Origin of the sequence: Methylophaga sp., assembly GCF_965655755.1 — a bacterium.
Classification (GTDB): domain Bacteria; phylum Pseudomonadota; class Gammaproteobacteria; order Nitrosococcales; family Methylophagaceae; genus Methylophaga.
The window spans coordinates 1-18832 of the sequence record NZ_CBFHHW010000015.1 but is presented as its reverse complement, the minus strand read 5'-3'; the positions used below and the strand labels follow the sequence as shown (position 1 = coordinate 18832).

At 45.8% G+C, this 18832-nt stretch carries 12 protein-coding genes; 6 read left to right on the top strand and 6 right to left on the bottom strand.

Annotated features, from left to right (window positions below):
* The first annotated feature begins 13 nt into the window (after positions 1–13).
* Entirely contained in the window at positions 14–3175 is a 3162-nt protein-coding gene (locus ACTF5U_RS06570) for an efflux RND transporter permease subunit (RefSeq protein WP_438970844.1), read from the top strand.
* Between the two features lie 131 nt (positions 3176–3306).
* On the opposite strand, the gene ACTF5U_RS06565 is transcribed toward ACTF5U_RS06570, so the two are convergent.
* From ACTF5U_RS06565 to ACTF5U_RS06540, 6 genes are all read right to left on the bottom strand, one after another.
* Positions 3307–5511, bottom strand: a complete 2205-nt coding sequence (locus tag ACTF5U_RS06565; protein WP_438970843.1) for a bifunctional diguanylate cyclase/phosphodiesterase — start codon at positions 5509–5511, stop codon at positions 3307–3309.
* 201 nt (positions 5512–5712) lie between these two features.
* Positions 5713–7395, bottom strand: coding sequence for a methyl-accepting chemotaxis protein (locus tag ACTF5U_RS06560; RefSeq protein ID WP_438970842.1), 1683 nt, complete (start codon positions 7393–7395; stop codon positions 5713–5715).
* A 291-nt stretch (positions 7396–7686) separates the two neighbouring features.
* Positions 7687–8580, bottom strand: coding sequence for a tRNA glutamyl-Q(34) synthetase GluQRS (gene gluQRS / locus ACTF5U_RS06555; RefSeq protein ID WP_438970841.1), 894 nt, complete (start codon positions 8578–8580; stop codon positions 7687–7689).
* A gap of 90 nt (positions 8581–8670) precedes the next feature.
* Positions 8671–8946 carry a YrhK family protein gene (locus ACTF5U_RS06550; protein WP_438970840.1) on the bottom strand — a complete coding sequence of 92 codons (276 nt, stop codon included), beginning with the start codon at positions 8944–8946 and terminating at the stop codon, positions 8671–8673.
* Positions 8947–8994: 48 nt separating this feature from the next.
* Entirely contained in the window at positions 8995–9390 is a 396-nt protein-coding gene (locus ACTF5U_RS06545; protein ID WP_438970839.1) for a YkvA family protein, read from the bottom strand.
* Positions 9391–9392: 2 nt separating this feature from the next.
* Positions 9393–10145, bottom strand: a complete 753-nt coding sequence (locus ACTF5U_RS06540; protein WP_438970838.1) for an endonuclease/exonuclease/phosphatase family protein — start codon at positions 10143–10145, stop codon at positions 9393–9395.
* Between the two features lie 186 nt (positions 10146–10331).
* Here ACTF5U_RS06540 and htpG point away from each other — a divergent pair, with 186 nt between their 5' ends.
* The 5 genes from htpG to ACTF5U_RS06515 all read left to right on the top strand — a co-directional run.
* Positions 10332–12239: a molecular chaperone HtpG gene (gene htpG, locus ACTF5U_RS06535; protein WP_438970837.1), complete on the top strand. Its 1908-nt coding sequence runs from the start codon at positions 10332–10334 to the stop codon at positions 12237–12239.
* 88 nt (positions 12240–12327) lie between these two features.
* On the top strand, positions 12328–13215 hold the full coding sequence (gene hslO / locus ACTF5U_RS06530; protein WP_438970836.1) for an Hsp33 family molecular chaperone HslO: 888 nt from the start codon (positions 12328–12330) through the stop codon (positions 13213–13215).
* A gap of 75 nt (positions 13216–13290) precedes the next feature.
* Positions 13291–14562 (top strand): NAD(P)/FAD-dependent oxidoreductase, encoded by a 1272-nt coding sequence (locus ACTF5U_RS06525; protein ID WP_438970835.1) that lies wholly within the window; start codon positions 13291–13293, stop codon positions 14560–14562.
* A 34-nt stretch (positions 14563–14596) separates the two neighbouring features.
* The gene (gene recC, locus ACTF5U_RS06520; RefSeq protein ID WP_438970834.1) at positions 14597–17812 is read left to right on the top strand and encodes an exodeoxyribonuclease V subunit gamma; all 3216 of its coding nucleotides are present in this window, start codon (positions 14597–14599) and stop codon (positions 17810–17812) included.
* Positions 17809–18832: UvrD-helicase domain-containing protein (locus tag ACTF5U_RS06515; protein WP_438970833.1), on the top strand; the 1024-nt coding region annotated here is incomplete at its 3' end. The genes recC and ACTF5U_RS06515, both read left to right, overlap by 4 nt.

Below are 18832 nucleotides of genomic sequence, written 5' to 3'. Positions count from 1 at the left end.
ACGAAGGAACGCGATGAATATTTCCAAGTTTTTTGTGGACAGACCTATTTTTGCTGGTGTGCTGTCGCTACTGATTTTTATAGCAGGCTTGCTGTCAATGTTTAACCTGCCGATTTCAGAATATCCTGAAGTCGCACCCCCATCAGTTGTTGTGAATGCCTCCTTTCCCGGCGCTAATCCCAAAGTTATTGCTGAAACGGTGGCCAGACCATTGGAGGAACAGCTCAGTGGTGTTGAGAACATGCTGTACATGTTCTCACAGGCAACGTCTGATGGACGTATGACACTCACCGTCACATTCAAAATCGGTACAGATCCGGATCTGGCTCAGCAAATGGTTCAGAATCGTGTGACACAGGCAACGCCACGATTGCCTGAAATCACACGTCAGCTAGGCGTTACGGTCGTTAAAAGTTCACCCGATCTGACGATGGTGGTGCATCTTATCTCACCGGATATGAGTTACGACGAGCTCTATCTACGTAACTATGCGCTGATGAATGTAAAAGACGAATTGGCCAAGGTTGAAGGGGTCGGTAATGTTCGCCTGTTTGGCTCAGGTGATTATGCCATGCGGATCTGGTTAAACCCGGAGAAGATCGCAGAGAGAGGGCTGACAGCCACCGATGTGATTGCCGCTATACGTGAGCAGAATGTTCAAGTTGCTGCCGGTATTATTGGCGGTGCGCCGATGGCAAATCCGGTTGATGTGCAATTACCGATCAATGCCAAGGGGCGTCTTGAGAGTCCGGAAGAGTTTGAAAATATTATCATCCGTGCCGGCGCGCAAGGCCAGATCACCCGACTGCAAGATGTGGCCAGAGTGGAACTTGAAGCGGCAGAGCACAGCTTAAACTCAATGCTCAATAACCAACCTGCTGTGGCTATACCTATCTTCCAGTCTCCTGGCGCCAATGCGATTTCGATTTCTGACAATGTCCGCGACGTCATGGCGGATCTAAAACAACGGTTTCCCAAAGGCGTAGATTATGAGGTCGTTTATGACCCCACGGTATTCGTAAAAGAGTCGATAAAAGCCGTTATCAAAACACTACTGGAAGCGTTGGCACTGGTCGTTATTGTGGTGGTTGTGTTTCTGCAGACATGGCGTGCATCGCTTATTCCATTGTTAGCGGTTCCGGTCTCGATAATCGGTACTTTTGCCTTAATGCATATGTTTGGCTTTTCGATCAATACGTTGTCCCTGTTCGGACTAGTGTTATCGATAGGTATTGTGGTGGATGACGCTATTGTTGTGGTCGAAAACGTTGAACGTAATATTGAATCAGGCTTATCACCACTTGAAGCCAGTTATCAGGCGATGCGTGAGGTCAGTGGTCCGATTATTGCCATCTCCTTGACGCTCGTTGCAGTCTTCGTCCCGATTGCATTTGTAAGCGGGTTGACAGGTCAGTTCTATCAGCAGTTTGCCCTCACCATTGCCATTTCTACTGTGATATCAGCCATCAACTCGCTGACGTTGAGCCCTGCCTTGGCAGCTTTACTGCTTCGCAGTCATGATGCGCCAAAAGACAGATTGACCAAAGTCATCGACTTTTTCTTTGGCTGGTTTTTTAAGATATTCAACAAAACCTTCAAAAAAGCGTCACATGGTTATTCAAGCTCGGTGTCAGGTTTATTAAGACATAAAAGTATTACTGTGATCATTTACGCTATCCTGCTTGGTTTTACTGTTTATGGCCTTAACAGTTTGCCAAAAGGTTTTGTTCCGGCTCAGGACAAGCAATATTTGATCAGTTTTGCTCAATTACCTGATGGCGCATCATTGGCCCGCACCGAAGAAGTGATTCGTGAGATGGGCCGTATTGCGCTTGAGGAGCCGGGCGTCACCAATGCGGTGCAATTTCCTGGCTTGTCGGTAAATGGTTTCACCAATAGTCCCAGCGCCGGTATAGTTTTCGTCCCGCTTGATGATTTTGATAAGCGTCAGGATCCTTCACTATCAGCCAATGCCATTGCCGGTAAATTACAAGCTAAGTTTGCACAGATTGAAGAGGCGTTTATTGCCATCTTTCCGCCACCTCCGGTACGTGGATTGGGCACAACGGGTGGCTTTAAATTGCAGATAGAAGACCGCGCTGATTTAGGCTACGAAAAGCTTGATGAAGTGGTTCAGCAGGTGCTGGGACAGGCGAGGCAGAGTCCTGCCCTGACCAGTGTGTATTCGAACTATAAGATAAACGTACCGCAGCTGTTTGCAGATTTGGATCGCACTAAAGCCAAGCAACTGGGCCTCAATGTGAAAGAAATTTTCGATACGATGCAGATTTATCTGGGGTCTTTGTATATCAACGACTTTAATCAGTTTGGCCGTACCTATCAGGTCATTGCTCAAGCTGACTCCCAGTATCGCGATAGTGCTGATGATGCGCTTAATCTCAAAGTCCGTAACACGCAGGGTGAGATGGTTCCTCTGGGTAGTGTTATTGAAATGAAAGAAAGCTACGGTCCCGAAAGTGCCGCTCACTATAATGGCTATCTGGCAGCTGATTTGAATGGTAATGCTGCACCGGGATACTCGAGTGGACAAGCTCAGGATGCCATCAGTGAAATTCTTGAGAAGACATTACCACCCGGCATGGTCTTTGAGTGGACGGATCTAACCTATCAACAAGTACTGAGTGGCAATACCGCGCTGTTTATTTTCCCGCTATGTTTATTACTGGTGTTTTTGGTACTGGCAGCACAATACGAAAGTCTTATTCTACCGTTGGTGGTCATTACCATCGTTCCGCTATCGATTCTGGCAGCTGTGTTTGGAGTCTGGATAACCAATGGCGACAGTAATATCTTTACTCAAATCAGCTTCTTTGTTTTGGCTGGGCTCGCCAGTAAAAATGCTATTTTGATCGTTGAATTCGCCCGTGAGCTGGAAATTCATGGAATGGAAACAGTTAAAGCTGCTATCAAAGCCAGCCGTATGCGTTTGCGTCCGATTCTGATGACGTCATTTGCTTTTATCATGGGGGTTGTACCGATGGTGTTATCAACGGGTGCCGGTTCAGAAATGCGTAATGACATTGGTATCACTGTATTTTCAGGCATGCTTGGCGTCACTTTCTTCGGGCTTTTCTTTACACCAATTTTCTATGTCCTGCTGCGTAAGCTTGAAGGCCGTCGTCGTTATCACAGTCATGTAACAGCCGACTACTAATCTTCTGTCTTGAGTCAGTCTCAGAGACTTACAGTGATGTTCGTTTTCTGAGGCAGCAGGATGCCTAACGTGACGAAAGTTGGCGACGTAGTCTCAATAATGCTCTTCCGAGAACGAAGTAAGATATTTTTTTACTGACTCATCAGTTTTTCTTTTAATTGATCCCATACCAGTGGTTTGGAAAAATAATAACCTTGAAAACGGTGGCAGTTGATGGATTTCAGGACTTGAGTTTGCTCTAAAGTTTCTACCCCTTCGGCGATGACGCTCATGTCTAAAATTTCACCAATTGAAATAATGTTTTGAATCATTTTCCGGGAAGTTTCATCGTCTATTAAAGAATCAATAAAGCTTTTGTCTATTTTAAGTTCATCAATAGGTAACTTTCTAAGCATACTGAGTGATGAGAAGCCCGTTCCAAAATCATCCAGAGAAATACTTATACCGAGTGCGTGCAGCTTTTCTATAACGGGCAATATATATTCTGTGTCTTCTATAAAGAGGCTCTCAGTAAGTTCCAGACAGATTTTTATTTGTTGCAATGCGGCTGTTTTGTGTAAGGCCTCAAAAACAGGGTAGAAGTCATGCTGCAAAAATTGACTGGCAGAGATGTTGATGGAGACGGAAAAAGGGCGATCAATTTGCCGGTCTATATCTTTCAAATCCGTAAATATCATAGTCAGTATGTGCATACCCAAACGAGGCATCAGCCCAGATGACTCAGCAATTTTGATGAATTTGTCAGGTCTGACAAGACCGAGTGTCGCATTATCCCATCTCGCTAAGGCTTCTATTCCTATAATTTCCCCGTCATTAATGACTTGTGGCTGGTAGTTCATGAAAAACTCATCAGAACCGATGGAGTGTTTAAGTTGTTGCTCTATTTGCAGGTTTTCCTGATATGTCTGATAAATATCATCACCAAAAAAAACAAAATGGTTTTTCTGCTTTTTTGCCTCAAACATGGCAATTTCAGCGGCTTGGATGATATTTTCAAATGACTTTCCATGCTCGGGAGAAAAGGCTACCCCTATACTCATTGTTAAAATAATTTCTGCTGAATTACGACTATATGGTTGTGACAAAAACCGATGTAGATTACTCACAAACTCCTCTATACGAGAGGGATCAGAAAACGCTTTTTTCATCAGGTACTCATCACCATTCAGATGAAAAATAAGATCCTTTTCGGCTTTGTGCATCTTCAGTCTTGATGCGACATCTATCAGAATCTGATCACCAAAGTCAGTGCCGTAGCTCTCATTGGCTGATTTAAAATTATCGATATCGATGTAGATGACTGCAATGTGATTAGGGCCATAACAGAGCTCGTTCTCAGTCAATACCGCCTTGAGACCATACATATTCGGAAGCTTAGTTAGCTCTTGATGTTGGGTTTTGTATTGCAACTGCTGAATATGTTGTTGTTCGGAATGTATGATGCGCTTAAAGAGGTAAAAAATTACTGCTATGACGGTTAAAAAACAGCCAAGAAATAACCAAAAGCTGTGCAAAAATCGAGTCACGAGGAGTGATTGAGATGTTGTGGTAACACCCCATAAATTGTATTGGGGTATAAACTTGAGTGTCAGAATCTGTTTATCACCATACCGATTCGTATAGGCGACAGAATGCGAAATCTTGCCAAGGTACAAATCTGTCTTAGGCATATCTTGCTGCGCGAGGGTATCAATCACATGGTCATATGTAAGATCGGGTATCGCAGAATTATAAATTTCAGAATCATTAGCCAGTACTGTTGGTGAGACATATTGAGGGTACTTATCGACTTCACGGACGATGAAAATTGCGTTGGAGCTATCTTCAAGTCCATTGCCTTCTAGAAATGCATCTCTGCCACTAACACGGAGTCCTGCTGTCATGACAGCAACAACTTGATTATTTTCATCACGTAATGCTTTTCGGATAGGCATCACCCATTCCTGCAAGGTAGGCATTAAATAGGTTCTTCCGAGTACCATGTTGTTCTGCAAGAGCGTTTCTGCAAATGAATCAGCGCTAGCCGGGTAGTGGGCAAGATTAGGTAAGTTATTACGATTGAGATTATCGCTTGTGAAAATGAGATGACCATCAGGCTGTGCGAGGCCAAAAGCTATGATTGCTGGATTATTGTTAAGTAACTTGGACAAAAGCCTAATACTTTTTTCCTCATCCATATAGTTTTGGTCGTCTAGTAAACTATCGCCTACCAAATCGAGCAGGTTTGCTTGCGCATTCAGTGTCGCCACCATCGAGGAGGAAAGTAAATTAATGACACTTCTCTGATTCTGGGCATTGTCTTCAAGAATCTCATCCCAGGTGAGTTTTGACAGCACAATGAGTAATATTAGTCCGGCAGTAACCAGACTAAAAAAAAGTGTCCAGAGGCTCTTGCTGAGATGATTTTCTCTCGTCGATTTTATAAAGTTATTAGTATTAGGGAACACAGTAGCTACTCCATTAGCCTTCAGTTCGAAAGGAACGCTGAACATGGCGTTGCCTAACTATCCATGCCCTCAGAGATACTGTGAGTATAGTCACACTTTGAATTGATTCACCAGTCTTTGTAAGTCACTCGCCAGCTCGGTGAGTGATTGGCTGGTTTCTGTGGTTTCTGAGGTACTGGTGGCATTTTCATCTGCAATCATCGCGATATTATTGATGTTGCGGTTGATATCTTCAGCCACGGCAGACTGTTCTTCTGCTGCTGTCGCAATGTATGTATTCATATCACGAATAGCCAGAACACGTTCTGAAATGACGTTAAGAGACTGACCGGCTGATTCGGCTTGCGAAACACTTTCCATAGCCATGTTTTGTCCGCGGTTCATTCCTTCGACACATTTGTTGGCTCCGCTTTGCAGTCGTTCAATGATCGTTTTGATTTCTTCGGTGGATTGCTGACTTTTCTGGGCTAAGGTACGAACTTCATCGGCAACCACGGCGAATCCTCGACCTGACTCACCTGCTCGAGCAGCTTCAATGGCTGCGTTGAGAGCAAGCAAATTCGTTTGTTCGGCAATACTCTGAATGACGGTTAGAACGGTTCCAATATTTTCGCTTTCAACTTGCAAGTCGTTAATTGCATCAGCATTTGTTTTGACCATGGCGGCAAGTTCTTTAATGCCTGTCACACTCAGGGTAACGACTTGTTTACCCTGTTCCGTTTCCCGATCGGCTTCTTGAGAGCTCATTGATGCATTTGCTGCGTTCTTGGCAACTTCCTGAACCGTTGCTGTCATTTCATTCATTGCAGTGGCAACTTGTTCAGTATTCGTTTGCTGAGTCATGACCCCTTGGCTTGTTTGACCGGTAATGACTGACAACTCTTCTGCGGCAGAGCTCACCGTGTGTGCTGAGGTAATGACTTCATTAATCAGCTTCTGGAAAGATTCAGTCATGGCATTGTAAGCCTGCGCCATGTGTGTAATTTCATCGTCACCATCAATACTAGCCCGAAGAGTGAGATCGCGGGTTTGATTGGCTTTGGTCATGGTGTCGTACAACGAGGCAACGGAGCGGTTAATACCTTTACCAAGTGATAAAATGAAACCGACAATGATGACTGAAAGCAGTACGGAAGTGACAACCGTTATCAATTCAATTATGAAAATTTGTTTGGGAATCGAATTCTTTATACCGGATTGAAGATCTGCTAACAATGATTCTGACTGCTGAATAACGCTGCGCATTTCACCGCGCAGACCCTCGTCGGAACTCAACCCCAGCTTTTTTTCAGCATTGACGAGAGCCACAAAATCTTTTTCATATGCCTTGAGTGCACTATTGATTGCAACGATCTGGCTGGAGGATATAAAACTGCTATCCAGGTTTTCCTTGAATGTCTGAATATTGTCCTGAAATTTTTGTAGATATTTCAGATCACCACGAAGCATGAAGTCTTTCTCATTTCGACGAAGCGTTAACATGTCTTTGAGCAGTCCATCAGAAGAGGCATTGTTGAGAATTTCTTCAACTTCATGCACTGAGTTCCTCAGCGATCCATAAAGCCCCGATTTGGGGTCAAGGCCTATCGTTTTCTTCGTTTCAACGACTTGGCTAAAACTGTTCTGGTACTCGTTGATAATGTCAATCAACTGCGAGGCAAGATCAGCTTCCTTTGGAAACGATGCTAATTTTTTTTCCACAGTGAATAGGTGCTCAAGCATCGTTTGAATATTGTCATTAAATTTATCGGAATATTTAAGGTCATTGCGCATCAAAAAATCTTTTTCAGATCGCCGCAGGCTCAACATCTCCACCTCCGATTGGTACGATAAAACTGCGATCTCCTCAAAGTTGGCAATCTTCTTGATTCCTACAAACTGAAGGATAAATAAACAAACCAAAGAGCCAGTAACCAGCAAGGCTAATAAGAAAAGTTTCTTTTTTATGGTGATATTTTTAAGCATTCCGAAAAGCCTTGTGCACGATTGTTTATGTGTTAGCGACCATTATTGCTGAAAGTTAAGGGCTACGATGTTAAATTTTTGTGATGATAAAACATGGCACTAGTTCGCCTTGAAGGGGACGGCGAAAAGGCGCCAGTCTTTTACTGCTTGTTTCCAGAGTGCTGGCAGACTTTCAGATGCTGAATAATAGCTTGTATCAATCCCCAGAAAATGAAAGGCATCAATTAAATAATGACCGGCATGCTTGACATGAACCGGTTCAGCGTGAGTTTGCTTGCTCAGTTTTTTGCCCTGGGCATTCGTCACCACTGGAATATGGGCATACTGCGGCGATGGGAGTGTCAATAGATATTGAAGCAGGATGTGACGACTGGTGGAATTGAGCAGATCGACACCGCGTACTACATTTGTGATGCCTGTTTCAGCATCATCCACCACAACAGCCAGTTGGTAAGCAAACAAACCATCGGCACGTTTCAGTATAAAATCACCGATATCAAGTTTCATCTGGTGATCGATATTGCCCTGAAAAAAGTCGTTGAAAATGACATGTGAGGCGCTGGCTTTGATTCGCCAGGCCTGAGCTTTCTCGGTTTGCCTCATACCGGATCGACAGGTACCCGGGTAGACGGGACCTTCTATTCCCGCATGGGCAATGGCGGCGATTTCACGACGGCTGCAACTGCAGGTGTAAACCCGATCTCTGCTGATGAGTTTATCCAGCGAAGCCTGGTAGGCTTCATAGCGCTGGCTTTGGTAGACAACCTCACCATCCCACTCAAAGCCGAAGGCGGTTAGCGTGCGTAATATGTCATCAGCTGCACCCGGCATTTCGCGTGGTTTGTCGAGGTCTTCCATCCTGATCAGCCAGCTTCCCTCGTTACTGCGAGCATCGAGATAACTGGCAACGGCAGCGACTAAGGAACCAAAATGCAGTGGTCCCGTCGGAGAGGGGGCGAAACGCCCGACGTAAAGACGTGAATCGTTGGTCATGGCTACCGAAAAATTAGGACTCGCTTATAGGATTACGGTGAATTCACTCGATTTTATCAAAATAATCAACGTTATCTCCTTGTCGACAGATTATTGTTGCCAATGACTTTCGGGTGTTTTTTGTAAATGGATGAGTGAAGCCAGGCGAAGCATAGGCCGAATTAAAAATTGCACACTACCAACGATAAAGAACCAGATAGCGGTTTTTTCCAACTCTGGATACAGAAAAAAGATACTTCCTAACAGAAACCAGAGTGCGATCAGAAAATCGTTCAGAATGCTCAAAACTTCATAACGACGACGAATAACCAGTTGTTCATGTCCCATCGTCAACGTCAGGGGATTGTCGTTCACATCTGTAGCCATTACGTTCTTCCTTATACATCCTCTAAAGAGAGCTAAAATCTCATTTAATCATTCATAGTAATGATACAAGCTCATACCCAATAGCAGAATAACGAGGAGCCAGATAATCACAATGACAGCACCCATCCAGCGAAACTGAACCTCGACAGTCCTGGTTTGGGCCCGTTCAAGGTTGTCCTGCCATATATGATTTGGAACCAGCTTGATAACCAACCAGCACATAATGGGAACAAGCAAAAGATCATCGAGCAAACCCAGTACCGGAATAAAGTCTGGAATCAGATCAATCGGACTGAACAGATAAGCAATAGTCAGCCATGCCAATAGTTTCACTAGTTTCGGACTGCGAGGATCCTGCCAGGTAAAGTATAGAGCGTATCCCTGAAGTGTTAGTTTAGAAGCCCAAGTTTGCCAGCGCTGCTTTGACCACAGAGATGAGGCCATTGTCAGAATTCAAAGGAGGCGAATAATGGTGAGTGATCGGACAGTCTGTTCCAGGTGGAGTGAGGGGGCCGCTCACAGATAATCGGTTCCATGCCACGGTAGTAAATCCGGTCCATCTTTAAAATCGGCATCCACGATGGCCAGGTGCGTGCATAGCGATTGTGCAAGGTCCGATAAGCTTCTTTAAGATTGAGGTGTTGGGACAGTCTTTTTTCTGCCTGTCCCGCCCAGTCATTAAAGTCGCCGGCGACAATCAAAGGCGCATCGTGAGGTACATATTCATCAATGCGATCACACAGCTTGGTGAACTGTCGGCGTCGCTCCATACCAATCAGGCCGAGATGGATGCAGATGATATGTAACGTTTCACCGGTTCCTGGTAATGTGATTTCACCATGCAACAAGCTACGGCTGGCCCAGGTGAAAGGGGAGACATTGATATTTTCCCATTTTGTCAGTGGGTATTTGCTCAGTATGGCATTGCCATGATGCCCGACACTATAGACCGCATTTTTGGCATAGGCATAGTGTGGCCAGACGTCGCGAGCCAGAAACTCAAAATGGGGTTCTTCCGGCCAGTGCTGATGGGTAAGACCATGTTCACTATGCGCACCCTGAATCTCCTGCAACAACATAATATCGGCATTCGTCGCTACCAAAGCGTCACGAATAGGGTGAAGCGTAAATTCGCGATTACCGGTGTTGAAGCCTTTGTGCAGGTTGTAGGTAAGTATTCGAAGCTGATTTTGTGGCATTAAAAATTAATTCCAATCATAGAATAACCTTACAGCAGTATGCGGTTCATTTGTTGCTTTTTTAATGTGACGAGACATCTAAAAACGCAAGGTTTAAGTATGCATTTTATTTGCTCTTGATTTTATAGAACACTGACCCCATTTCAAGAGCAGTTAAACAAATAGCCATACGGAGGCATTATTTCAATGAGCGTTGATGCACATAAAGAAACATTGGGTTTCCAAACTGAAGTTAAACAGTTATTGAATCTGATGATTCATTCCCTGTACTCAAACAAGGAAATCTTTTTACGCGAATTAGTCTCGAACGCAGCTGATGCGGCGGATAAGTTACGTTTTGAAGCATTATCAGATGATGCACTTTATGAAGAAGATGGCGATCTGAACATTCGTGTCTCTTTTGATAAGGATGCCAGAACGGTCACTATCGCCGATAACGGTATTGGTATGAACCGTGAAGAAGTCATTGATAATATCGGCACCATCGCACGCAGCGGTACCCGTAAGTTCTTCGATAGCCTGACAGGTGATCAGACCAAAGACTCACAGCTTATTGGTCAGTTTGGCGTGGGCTTTTATTCTGCCTTCATCGTTGCTGATAAAGTGACTTTGCGCAGCCGCCGTGCGGGTTCAGGCGCTGAACATGGTGTGAAGTGGGAATCAGAGGGTGAGGGTGAATTCACCATTGAAACCATTGAAAAGCCGGAACGTGGTACAGAAATTACACTGCACCTGCGTGAGGGAGAAGATGAGTTTTTAAATGGTTGGCGCTTACGTAACATCATCAGTAAGTATTCGGATCACATCAACCTGCCGATTCTGATGGCAAAAGAACCCGTGCCCAATGAAGACGGTGAAATTGATGAAGCCGATCAGGGCGATGAGACAGTCAATAAAGCCACTGCTTTGTGGACTTTGGCGAAGAACGATATCTCTGACGACGAATACAAAGAGTTCTATAAGCAGATTGCACATGATTTTCAGGATCCAATGACCTGGAGTCATAACAAAGTTGAAGGTAATGTCGAGTACACGTCACTACTTTATATCCCGTCAAAAGCGCCATTTGACTTATGGGACCGTGACCGCATGCATGGCATCAAGCTGTATGTGAAACGCGTCTTTATCATGGAAGACAGCGACCAGTTGATGCCACGTTACCTGCGCTTTATCCGTGGTGTGATTGATACCAATGATCTGCCATTGAACGTATCGCGTGAAATTCTGCAAAGCAGCAAAACCATCGATACCATCCGGGCCGCCTCAGTGAAGAAGGTACTGAGTGAACTGAACAAAATGGCGAAGAATGAGCCTGAGCAATATGCGGAATTCTGGAAAGAGTTCGGCCAGGTGATTAAAGAAGGTCCGGGCGAAGACTTCGCTAACAAAGACAGTTTGGCGAAATTGTTGCGTTTTTCGAGCACTGAAACCGGCAGCCAGGAGCAGACAGTATCGCTGGAAGACTATGTCAGCCGCATGAAGGACAAGCAGGATAAAATTTACTTTATCACTGCTGAAAGTTTTGCGGCAGCCAAGAATAGCCCACATCTGGAAGTCTTCCGTAAGAAAGGCATTGAAGTGCTGTTACTCACCGATCGTGTTGATGAATGGCTGACGCAATCGTTGACAGAATTTGACGGTAAACACATGCAGTCGGTCGCCAAAGGTGACCTCGATCTGGGTGAGCTGGAAGATGAAGAAGAGAAAAAAGCACACGAAGAAATCGATAAGAACTTCGAAGACCTGGTGGAACGTGTCAAGAAAACACTGGAAGACAACGTCAAAGATGTACGTATTACACATCGTCTGACGGATTCTCCAGCTTGTCTGGTCGCGGATCACTATGACATGAGTGCTAATCTGGAAAGGATGTTAAAAGCAGCCGGTCAGGAAGTGTCAGGTAGCAAGCCTATTCTGGAACTGAACCCCGAACATCCAATGGTCGCCAAATTGAAAGATGAAAAAGATGACGGTCGATTCACTGACTGGACATCTATCATTTTTGATCAGGCTTTACTGGCCGAGGGTGGTCAGCTGGAAGATCCGGCCAGCTACGTCAAACGTATTAACGAGCTGTTGTTGAAGATCGCTTAGTTTCACACAGCGAATACGATAGAATGGCCGGATATAAGTCCGGCCATTTTGTTTTTAAACAGCCGATTTAATTCAAGTGGGATATCACGTGAAGTCAGATTGTTTACAACGTTTTATTTTTGATAACGCCCCCATTCGCGGTGAGTGGGTTGGCCTGCAGGAAACATGGCAGGAAGTATTGAACCGTCGAGAATATCCAACCGCTATACGTCGCGTGTTAGGCGAAATGATGGGGGCCGCGGCATTGCTTACGGCCACGGTTAAAATCACCGGCCGACTGGTGCTGCAAATTCGTTCAGAAGGTCCGGTCAATTTGATGATGGTCGAGTGCACCAGTGACAATACCTTACGCGCATTTGCACAATGGGAAGGTGAAGTCGCGGATGAGCTTGGTTTAGCCGATCTCACTGGTGAAGGCAACATGGCTATCACGATTGAAGCAGAAAATGCCAAACAACCGTATCAGGGTGTTGTGAGTGTTCAGGGAGATGGTATTGCTGAAACACTGGAAACTTATTTCGAACAATCCGAACAGCTGGCTACTAAAATTTGGCTGAGTGCCAATGATCACAATGTATCAGGTCTGTTTTTGCAGCAAATGCCCAGCGAAGAAAGCCATAAAGAACTCGCTGAAGAAGACTGGTCTCGCATCAGTCAGCTGGCTTCAACTGTGACCGACGAAGAGCTGCTTACACTGGAAATTGAAACATTACTGCATCGCCTGTTTCATGAGGAGCAAGTACGCTTGTATGAGCCAAAGAGCTTAAGCTTTGCCTGTACGTGTAACCGTGCACGGGTAGCTGAAACCATCGGTATGTTGGGTCAGCAGGAAGCAGAAGAAATAATCGACAGCGAAGGCGGTATCGAGGTCGCTTGCGAGTTTTGTAACGAACACTATCACTTTGATCGCGTTGATGTGACGGAGTTATTCACTGATACAGTCTCTGCTGAAAGTGATCCTGACACGCTGCATTAATATCATTGGCTTGCTATGCCATGCATAAAGTACTAGTTTGAGTCTTTTTATTCGAGAATAGCCGGGATCCCCCTTATGGCTCACGTGGTTATTATTGGTGCCAGCACCGCTGGTTTACCCGCCGCTTATGAATTAAAAGCGGCGCTGGGTGATTCACATCAGGTGACAGTGATCTCCAACACGCCCATTTTTCATTTTGTCCCCAGCAATCCATGGGTAGCGGTGGGATGGCGTACCAGAGAGCAAATCAGTTTTGATCTTCAGCCATCGCTCTCGGCAAAAGGTATCAGCTTTTATGACTGTGGCGTGAAAACCATTCACGCAGAAGACAATAAGCTGACTTTAGGGGATGAAGCTCAGATTGAATATGACTATCTGATCATTGCGACGGGGCCAAAACTGGCTTTTGATGAAATTGAGGGGTTCGGCCCGGATGGCTTTACCGAATCGATCTGCACCGTAGGCCACGCTGAAAATGCGTATGTGAGCTGGCAGGACTTCATTAAAGATCCCGGTCCAATCGTGGTGGGAGCCGTACAAGGCGCATCCTGTTACGGTCCGGCCTATGAGTATGCGATGATTTTGAACCGGGCACTGCGTAAAGCCAAATTGCGTCATCGCGTGCCCATTACCTTCGTGACACCAGAACCTTATATCGGTCATATGGGGGTGAGTGGTGTCGGTGACTCCAAAAGCCTGTTCGAGTCTGAGTTCCGTATGAACGATATCAAATGGCTGACGCAGACACGCGTCAAATCGGTTGAATCCGGCAAAATGTTGGTAGAGCAGCTTGATGATCAGGCTGAAACGATTAAAACTCATCAACTACCGTTTAAATACGCCATGATGATCCCGGCCTTTAGCGGTGTCGACTGTGTGGTCAATCTCGGTAAAGATGCGGTCAACCCGAGAGGGTTTCTCAAGGTCGATGAGTATCAGCGTAGCCCGGTATATCCTAATATTTTTGGTACCGGGGTATGTATTGCCATTCCGCCCGTTGAGGCGACAGCACTTCCGGTTGGTGTACCCAAAACAGGGTTTATGATTGAGAGTATGACCAAAGCGGCTGTGGAGAATATCAAGGCCAGTATTGAAGGGCGTGAACTGCAGATACAAGCCAGTATGAATGCTATTTGTCTGGCTGATTTAGGGCATACTGGGGCGGCGTTTATTGCCGAACCTCAAATCCCGCCACGGAATGTGGCATGGATGAAAAAAGGGCTATGGGTACAGTGGGCGAAAACGGCGTTTGAGAAATACTTTTTATTCAAAATGAAAAAAGGTTTTCCGGAACCAAAACTGGAAATCTGGCTATTAAAAATACTCGGTCTTAACAAACTGAAATAACGGTTATGGGTCGTTTACTGCGAAGGAGTCACGGATGCTGAAGATTGTTTACAGTAATGACACTGGGCAATTAGCTGCTCAACTTGCTGAACATCTTCTATCTGAACCGTTACCGCCGCTGCAAGCTGAAACCATCATGGTTCAGAGTAATGAGTTGTCACGCTGGTTATCGCTGCGACTGGCTAAGTGGCATCACGTTTCAGCCAATATTGAGTTTCCTTTTCCTTCTGCCTATATCTGGCAATTGTTTCGTAAGCTTTGGCCTGATGTGCCCATACAGTCACCCTATGCCAAAGAGGCCATGGCGTGGCGTTTATTTGACTTGTTGGCCGATGCATCACAGCAACCCGGCTTTGAATCGGTTGCCGCCTATCTGGGGGAGCAATCAGATGACCTCAAGCGATATGAACTCGCTGAGCGTATCGCTGATACCTTTGACCAGTATTTGATGTATCGTCCTGATTGGATCACTGCCTGGGAGCAGGGACAGGGAACCAGTTGGCAGGGAAAACTCTGGCAAATGTTAACAGCAGATGACCCACAGCCCATGCATCGGGCGCGTCTGTTAGAACAAATGTTCGCCTTGCTGAGTGAAGCGGAAACAGCGCCGTTAGGATTGCCCCGCAGAATTAGTATTTTTGGCATATCGGCCTTACCTCCGGTATATCTGCAGATTCTGGATTTACTCTCCAAATTTGTCGACATTACGCTTTATTACCTGTCACCCAGCGAACATTATTGGGGTGACATCATCGATGCCAAAAAGCATCAAAAACAACAGTTACAGCTTGATTTTGATGACACAGATATTGGGATTGAGCCCGGTCATCCTCTATTGGCAAGCTTAGGTAAACAGGGGCAGGCGTTTTTCAGGCAACTGCAAGAAACACAGCATGACGATGAAAGTTATTTTGTTGAGCCGGACGGTGACAGCATGTTGTCTCAACTTAAAGACGATATTTTTGAGATGATGCCGGGGCAACAAACGCCCGTTTCCGATGACGATAATTCCATCAGCATTCAAATCTGTCATAGCCCAATGCGTGAAATGGAAATTCTGCAGGATCAGTTACTGGCGATGTTTGAACAGAATACCGATCTCACGCCCACCGATATTGTGGTGATGACGCCTGATATTGATGTCTATGCACCATGGATAGAAGCGGTGTTTTCAACTGCCGATCCAGCGAGAAAAATTCCGTTTAGCATTGCTGATAGTAGTGGTCAGCAGGAAAGTCTCTTAATTAATACGTTCTATAGCGTCTTGCAGTTACCCCAATCCCGGTTTGATGTTGAAACGGTATTGGCGATGCTGGAATGCCCCGCAGTACAAAAACGTTTCGGACTGGATGATGCCGCATTAAGCTGGATTCGTGAGTGGTGTCAGCAGACCCGCACGCGCTGGGGGCTGAATGCGAGCGATAAAGCCGCGTTGGACTTGCCGGATACAAATGCCAATACCTGGCGTGCCGGGCTGGACAGGTTATTGTTGGGGTATGCCATGCCATTAACAGAGCCCGGACAGCCGTGGCGTTTGTTTGATGGACAGCTGGCTATGGATGGCATCAGTGGTGAGCGAGCCCATATCGTCGCGGCTCTGTGTGACTTTATTGATGCTTTGGATACATGGCGCGAGAGGTTGGCAAGACGCTATTCAATTGCTGACTGGCAGACGCAGCTCAATCAGTGTTTGGATGCATTTTTTCAGACTGAGGGGCTGGAGGAAAGCGTATTTGAGATTGAGCTGACTGCCATTCGAACCCAACTTGAAAGGCTCAGCAGCAGTGCTGAACAAGCCAGTTTTGAGAAAAATATTGGCTCAGAACTTATTCTCAGTTGGTTGCAATCACATTTGGAACCCGTCGATAACACGCATCGTTTTCTCGGTCATGGGGTGACATTCTGTGGCATGGTGCCAATGCGCAGCATACCGTTTGATGTGGTGTGTCTGGTTGGGATGAATGACGAAGTCTTCCCACGCCGTCAACCAACATTGAGTTTTGATTTACTGGCAAATGATCATCGTGAAGGTGATCGCTCACGTCGTGATGATGACCGTTACCTGTTTCTGGAAGCGTTATTATCAGCGCAGCAATTACTTTACATAAGCTATGTTGGCGCCAGCATTGTGGATAACAGCGATATTCCACCATCGGTATTAGTCAGTGACTTGCAGGACTTATTGTCTGAGCGTTTTCAAATGCAGAGTGGTCAAAACATTCTGGAACAGATAGTCACCAAACATCCATTACAGGCATTCAGCCGGCGTTACTTTGATGGTGAAAATGATCGCCTATTCAGTTTCAATGCGGCGCAGTGCCCAACTCAGGAAATCGGCGAACAACAAGCCTGGTTTGATTCACCTTTGCCGGAAGCAGATGAAAGCTGGCGGCAGATCTCACGTGATCAACTGATCCGTTTTTTTGCTCACCCAGCTAAGTTTCTGTTGCGTGAACGCCTTGGCATCAGGCTTGAATTGGATGAAGAAGAACTGGAAAGTCGCGAACCGTTTGCCTTAGACCATCTGGAAAGCTGGCAATTACGCCAGTGGTTACTGGAATCAAACCTGACCCCGTTCAGTGATGAAGGATTAAAGCCTCTGGTTCAGGCAACGGGCATGTTGCCGCAGGGCTTGATAGGTGATGCCTGGTTTGAAAGAGAATCAGAAACCGTTGACGCGTTTATCGAAAAACTACGTCCGGTTTTACCAGATAATGGACCCATTACATTGCCGATAGCGCTGGAGATCGATAACTTTCGGATCAGCGGACAACTGGAGCAGGTCAGCGAGCAGGGACTATTACGTTATCGTCTGGCGAAAAAGAAAGGCAAGGATCTGATAGCTGCCTGGATCGATCATTTGATCCTGAATATCCTGCAACCGGAAGGCATTAAACTTGAAACCCGCCTCGTTCTGCAGGATGCAGATTATCTGTTTTTGCCTGTCACCGGACCAACACACATTCTGGCGGACCTACTCACGCTTTACTGGCAGGGTTGTCATTTACCGCTTAAGTTCTTTGATCAGAGCAGTCTCGCTTTCGCTGCCACAAGTTTTGGTAAGAAGCCGGAACAAGCGATTAAAAAAGCACAAGACAAATGGGCAGCCAGCGGGGACTTTCCGGGTGAAGGCGAAGATGTCTATTACCGGCAGCTCTACCGGGAATCACCACTGGGTAATGAGTTTAAAGAACTGGCATTACGGGTTTATAACGCCATTCAGCTGCACATTCAGGGCGGTGAACTATGAGCTTGTTTGATGCCGCCAAGGTGGAACTGAACGGGTTGAATCTGATTGAAGCCAGTGCCGGTACCGGTAAAACCTATACGTTGGCCGAACTGTATTGTCGCTTGATCACTGAAAAACTGTTGGAAGTGAAAAACATTTTAGTGGTGACCTACACCCGGGCAGCAACAGAGGAACTCCGCGGGCGTTTGCGTAAGCGTCTGGTGGATGAAAGACAAAAACTCAGCCAGGACGAACTGGCCGATCAAGCATCGCTTAAACGACTCAAGCTGGCTATCCAGAGTTTTGATGAAGCTGCCATTTTTACCATTCATGGTTTCTGTCAGCGTGCGTTACAGGATTTTGCTTTTGAGAGTGGTCATTTCTTTGATGTGGAAATGGTGACGGATGAAGAAGAATTAAAACAGGCTGTTGTTGATGACTTCTGGCGCCGTCATATCAGCACAGCAGATGCCGACTTTGCCCGTTTTTTACTGGCTCAGAAACAAACACCGGAAGCCTTGTTAAAAGCTGTAGGGAATTTGCCGGGAAAACCCTACCTGACATACCTGCCGTTACCTGAAGTTGATATCGCCAAAGCGCAGTTACAAGCTGAAACCGATTTTGAATCGTTGAAAAAATGCTGGGCAAATTATCACGCCGAAGTCATCAATATTGTGACGGATAATAGCTTGCTTGCAGCCAATAAATACCGGTCGGACTGGGTCACAAACTGGTTGAACATGCTGGAAGCATTGACACAAGAAGCGCAGCTTCCTGATCAGGTGTTTGAGCAATTAGACCGGTTTACCCGTGCACGCCTTGAAGCGGCTTTAAAGAAAGGGAAAACCCTACCTGAAAATCCATTTTGGGCACATGCTGAGCGATTTATTGAGTCGCACTCTCAGCTTAATCAATGTCGTCAGGTCGCTTTACAGCGATTACGCATGCAACTGGCCGATTACCTCCGTGAGGAATTACCCAAACGTAAACAAAAACTGAAACTTCAGGCCTTTGATGATTTGTTACTGAATCTGCAACAGG